Source organism: Micromonospora sp. M51, from assembly GCF_018070305.1.
Taxonomy (GTDB): domain Bacteria; phylum Actinomycetota; class Actinomycetes; order Mycobacteriales; family Micromonosporaceae; genus Micromonospora; species Micromonospora parva.
Genome location: NZ_JAGPXZ010000787.1, coordinates 1 through 2,725, shown reverse-complemented (window position 1 = coordinate 2,725; position 2,725 = coordinate 1). Strand labels below are relative to the sequence as shown.

General features: G+C 67.3%; 2 protein-coding genes and 1 pseudogene. All 3 read left to right on the top strand.

Translation table 11 applies throughout. The features are described 5' to 3' along the window. Positions 1 to 359 (top strand): substrate-binding domain-containing protein (locus tag KBX53_RS28780; protein WP_210862719.1); only part of this gene is annotated, 359 nt, incomplete at its 5' end. Between the two features lie 84 nt (positions 360 to 443). Continuing rightward, the gene (gene mmsA, locus KBX53_RS28775; protein ID WP_210862717.1) at positions 444 to 1,982 is read left to right on the top strand and encodes a multiple monosaccharide ABC transporter ATP-binding protein; all 1,539 of its coding nucleotides are present in this window, start codon (positions 444 to 446) and stop codon (positions 1,980 to 1,982) included. Beyond that, positions 1,979 to 2,725, top strand: a pseudogene (locus tag KBX53_RS28770) (sugar ABC transporter permease); the annotation flags it as partial. The gene mmsA and the pseudogene KBX53_RS28770, both read left to right, overlap by 4 nt.

Here is a 2,725-nt window from a genome sequence, read left to right as displayed (position 1 = left end):
GCATCATCACCGCCCTGCAGAACGCCGGCTACGGCAAGGGCGCGAAGAAGCTCCCGGTCGTGACCGGCCAGGACGCGGAGATCGCCTCGATCAAGCTGATCAACGACGGCGTGCAGAGCTCCACGGTCTTCAAGGACACCCGACTGCTGGCCGAGCAGGCCGTGAACGCGGCCGAGGCGTTCCTGCAGAAGAAGCAGCCGCAGGCCAACGACACCGAGACGTACAACAACGGCGTCAAGGTCGTCCCGGCGTACCTGCTGCCGATCGCGACCGTCTACAAGGACGACATCAAGGCGACGCTGATCGACTCCGGCTACTGGACGGCGGAAGAGGTCGCCGCCGGTCAGGCCAAGAAGTAAGCCACTCGTCGGGCCCCGCGGTCATCCCGCGGGCCCCGACGCCTGGGCGTGTACCGCGTCCAGACCTGACGGAGGACAGTGACCATGGACGACACCATCCTCGAGATGCGTCGCATCACCAAGACCTTCCCCGGCGTGACCGCGCTGGAGGACGTCACCCTCGCAGTGCGCCGCGGCGAGATCCACGCCATCTGCGGTGAGAACGGCGCCGGCAAGTCCACCCTGATGAAGGTGCTGTCCGGCGTCTACCCGTCCGGCTCGTACGACGGCGAGATTCTCTTCGACGGCAAGCCGATGCAGTTCCGCGGCATCCGCGACAGCGAGGCCAACGGCATCGTCATCATCCACCAGGAGCTCGCCCTGGTGCCGTACCTGTCGATCGCGGAGAACATCTTCCTCGGCAACGAGCGGCGTGGCCGCAGCGGGCTCATCGACTGGAACTTCGCCAACGCCGAAGCGGCGAAGCTGCTGGCATCCGTCGGGCTGCACGAGAACCCGGTCACCCCGGTCATCCAGCTCGGCGTCGGCAAGCAGCAGCTGGTGGAGATCGCCAAGGCGCTGTCGAAGAAGGTGCGCCTGCTCATCCTGGACGAGCCGACGGCCGCGCTCAACGACATCGACTCGGCGCACCTGCTCGACCTGCTGCGGGCCCTCAAGGAGCAGGGCATCACCTGCATCATGATCTCGCACAAGCTCAACGAGATCACCGCCATCGCCGACTCCACCACGGTGATCCGCGACGGGCGCGCGGTGGAGACCCTCGACATGACGGCCGACGACGTGAACCAGCAGCGGATCATCCGGGGCATGGTCGGGCGCGACCTGGACAGCTTCTACCCCGACCGCGAGTCGTCCCCCGGTGACGAGGTCCTGCGCATCGAGGACTGGACGGTGCGGCACCCGGTCCAGGACCGGATGGTCGTCGAGGGCGTCGGCCTGTCCGTACGCGCCGGTGAGGTCGTCGGCATCGCGGGCCTCATGGGAGCCGGTCGCACCGAGCTGGCGATGAGCGTGTTCGGTCGGTCCGACGGGCGCGACATCCAGGGCCGGCTCTTCGTCCACGGGCGGGAGGTACAGGCCCGCACGGTCGCCGAGGCGATCGACAACGGCATCGCCTACGTCACCGAGGACCGCAAGCGCTACGGGCTCAACCTCATCGACGACGTGCGGCGCAACGTGTCCGCCGCCGCGTTGGACCGGCTGTCCCGCCTGGGCTGGGTGAACGGCAACGAGGAGATCAAGGTTGCCGAGACGAGCCGCAAGGAGATGAACATCCGTACGCCGAGCGTCATGGCGGTGGTCGGCAAGCTCTCCGGCGGCAACCAGCAGAAGGTGGTGCTGTCGAAGTGGCTGTTCACCGACCCGGACGTGTTGATCCTCGACGAACCGACCCGCGGTATCGACGTCGGCGCCAAGTACGAGATCTACACGATCATCAACCGGCTGGTGGCGGCCGGTAAGGCGGTGATCGTCATCTCCTCCGAGCTTCCGGAGCTGCTCGGAATGTGCGACCGCATCTACACCCTCGCCGCCGGCCGGATCACCGGCGAGATGCCGGTGGCCGAGGCGACTCAGGAGAGCCTCATGGAGCTGATGACCAAGGACAAGGAGCTCGTCGGATGACCAGCATCAAGACCCCTTCGACGGAGCGCCCCACGCCGCCGGACAGCACACCCACCGCAGCCCTGCACAGCGGGACGAACGACCTGCGCGCGCTGGTGTTGAACAACCTGCGGCAGAGCGGCATCTACGTCGCCCTGGTCGTCATCGTCGCGCTCTTCGCGGTCCTGACCGACGGGGTGTTGCTGAGCCCCGGCAACATCACCAACATCGTTCTCCAGTACTCGTACATCCTGGTCCTCGCGATCGGCATGGTCATCCTGATCATCGGCGGGCACATCGACCTGTCGGTCGGATCGGTCGTCGCGCTCACCGGAGCGGTCTCCGCCGTCCTGGTGATCCAGCAGGGCCATCCCTGGTGGATCGGCGTCGTCGCGGCGCTTGTCGTCGGCGTCGCGGTAGGCGCCTGGCACGGGTTCTGGGTGGCGTACGCCGGCATTCCGGCCTTCATCGTGACCCTGGCCGGCATGCTGCTGTTCCGGGGTCTCACCCTGCGGGTGCTCGACAACATCTCGCTGTCGCCGTTCCCCTCCGAGTACCAGCAGGTCGCGGCGGGCTTCCTCAACGGCCTGCTCGGCGGCGAGGGCTTCGACGCCTTCACGTTGCTGATCGGCGCCATCGCCGTGGCCGGCTACGCGGTCAGCGGCTTCCGCACCCGCGTGGCGCGGATCCGCTACCAGCAGCCGGTCGAGTCGTTCCCGCTGTTCGTCGCCCGGGTCGTGCTGGTCGGCGCGGTCCTCATGTAC

Excerpts from the sequence above, each read along its gene's own strand:
- mmsA (WP_210862717.1), top strand. The coding sequence starts at position 444 with ATGGACGACACCATCCTCGAGATGCGTCGCATCACCAAGACCTTCCCC.